The organism is Mesorhizobium sp. M7A.F.Ca.ET.027.02.1.1 (assembly GCF_004022985.1).
Lineage (GTDB): Bacteria > Pseudomonadota > Alphaproteobacteria > Rhizobiales > Rhizobiaceae > Mesorhizobium.
In genome coordinates, this window is the sequence record NZ_RZOL01000635.1 from 1 (window position 1) to 2,253 (window position 2,253).

The 2,253-nt window shown below is 64.2% G+C and carries 2 protein-coding genes and 1 pseudogene; all 3 read right to left on the minus strand.

What is annotated here, in order from left to right:
* Nucleotides 1-948: sugar-binding transcriptional regulator (locus EN749_RS34460; protein ID WP_145991140.1), on the minus strand; the 948-nt coding region annotated here is incomplete at its 3' end.
* 26 nt (nucleotides 949-974) lie between these two features.
* Complete coding sequence (locus EN749_RS34465) at nucleotides 975-1,898, minus strand: ABC transporter permease (protein WP_236383556.1); 924 nt, start codon at nucleotides 1,896-1,898, stop codon at nucleotides 975-977.
* Between the two features lie 76 nt (nucleotides 1,899-1,974).
* Nucleotides 1,975-2,253, minus strand: a pseudogene (locus EN749_RS34470) (D-xylose ABC transporter ATP-binding protein); the annotation flags it as partial.

The following is a 2,253-nucleotide window of genomic DNA, read 5'->3' on the forward strand; positions in this document are numbered from 1 at the left end:
CTGGAGCCCCGTGGCCTCGTCCGTGACGATGGTGTCGAGATGGTTGCCGCGCAGGGCGGCGAGGATCGGCGCGACCTTGCTGGGGCCGCTTGCGATGCCGATCGAGCGCGGGATGGTCGCGAACTCGTCAAGCGTCAGCGAGACCAGCGAACGGTTGAGCGAGTAGTTGCAAAGCTTGCCCCCGCGGTCGATGAGATGAGCGAGCAGCTCGCCTGTCGCCCCGGACTTCTCGATCGCCTGGCGATCGGCATTCGAAGACGGATGCAGGTCGTAATAGCTGGAATCGTCGGTCAGGATGGAGCCGACACCCACCACCGCGACATCCGCCTCGCGCGCCTTGCGAAACACGTCTGCGACGGAGCTGATGCCCATCAGCATCTCGCGCTGCTGCGCGGTATCGGCAAACAGCGGCGCATGGATCTGGTAAGCGCGGCCGCCGAGCTTGTCGGCCATCAGCGAGGCGACGTGGTTGACGTCGGTGTAGTGCTTGCCCTGGACCAGGCCGGTGGCGGGAATGATCTCGACGTCGTATCGGCGCCCCGGCTTGAGACCGGCGACCAGCGCGCTGACGCCCTTGCCGCCGGTGATCGAGATCGTGTCGCCATCCTTGATGGTGTCGAGCAGCAGCCCAGCCGCCGCCTCGCCGACCCGCTGCAGGGCCGTGTGCGGATTATCGGAAACCGACGGCACCACCATCGCCCGCTCGATGCCGCCCAGCGCAACCAGCCGTGCTTCCAGGTCGACCAGATGGTCGATCGGCGACTTGATCTTGATCTCGACGAGGCCGAGCTGGTGGCCGCGCTTGATCAGCCGGTTGACCGTCGCGTGCGAGAGGCCGAGTTCCCCGGCGATCTCGGCCTGGGTCTTGCCTTCGATATAATGCAGGACAAGCGCCTGGTGCATCTGACGAACAGCGGCGATGTCGTCGCGGGTGTTGGGAGGGGCCATGGTCTTGCTTCGCCGCCTTTGAGGGTTCAGGACTTCTTGCGGTGCAGGAAATGATCGATCGACACCGCCGCCAGCAGGATGCATCCCTTGATCATGTCCTGCCAATAGACCGAGACGTCGAGCAGGATAAGCGAGCTCGTCACCACCGACAGCAACGCCATGCCGAGGATCGCTCCGAAGATGGTGCCCGAGCCGCCATTCAGCGAAGCGCCGCCGATGACGGCCGCGGCTATGATGTTGAGTTCCATGCCGGCGCCGAAGGTCGGTGTCGCCGCGCCGAAGCGCGCCATGTAGATGACACCGGCCAGGCCGGCGAGGGTCGAGCACAGCACCGTGACCCAGAACTTCACCTGATTGGTCCTGATGCCGGAGAACTGCGCGGCCTTCTCGTTGGAGCCGGTGTAGAAAACCTTGCGGAAGGCCGTGGCGCGACGCAGCAGGAAGTCGAAGATGGCCACCACGACGATGAAGATCAGGATGACATAGGGAATGTTGTTGAAACTGCCCTGGCCGATGGCCTTGAAAGCCGGCGGCAGGGTGAACAGCGACAGCGGCGTGCCCTTGGTGACCACCAGGCACATGCCGCGCACGATGACCATGGCCGCCAGCGACGTGATGAAATGATTGAGGCCTATCACGGTCACGAAGAAGCCCATCGCCGCGCCGATCAGCGCGCTGACGCCGATGCCGATCAGGCTTGCCGTCCAGGGATCGAGGCCGGCGAGGAACAGCGCCCCCGAGACCACCATCGAGAAACACACGACCGAGCCGACGGAAAGGTCGATGCCGCCGACGATGAGCAGGATCGTCATTCCGACGACGACGATGCCTTCGATGGAAAAGCTCATCAGCATGGCGCGGAAATTGCCCCATGTCAGGAAGTGCGGCGAGGCGAAGCTCATGGCGATGCACAGCGCCAGGATGATGACGATCAGCCCGGCCTCGCGCATCGAGGCGAGCTGAGCGAAATTGATGCGCCGCCCGGCGGCCTTGATCTCGGCGTGCACGAGCGCTTCTCCTGATTCCCTAGGCGACATTCTGGGCCTGCCTTTGATTTGAACTGTCTTGAACGCCCGAGGCGAGCATGATGATGGCTTCCTCGCCGAGCTCGCTGGCGGTGAGTTCGCCGGCGATCCTGCCTTCGCGCACCACGACAACGCGGTCGCACAAGCCAATCAGCTCCGGCAGTTCCGACGAGATGACGATGACGCCGACACCGCTGCCGGCAAGCTGGCGCAGCAGCCGGTGGATCTCGACCTTGGCGCCGACATCAATCCCGCGCGTCGGCTCGTCCATGATGATGAC

Excerpts from the sequence above, each read along its gene's own strand:
- EN749_RS34465 (WP_236383556.1), bottom strand. The coding sequence starts at position 1,898 with ATGCGCGAGGCCGGGCTGATCGTCATCATCCTGGCGCTGTGCATCGCC.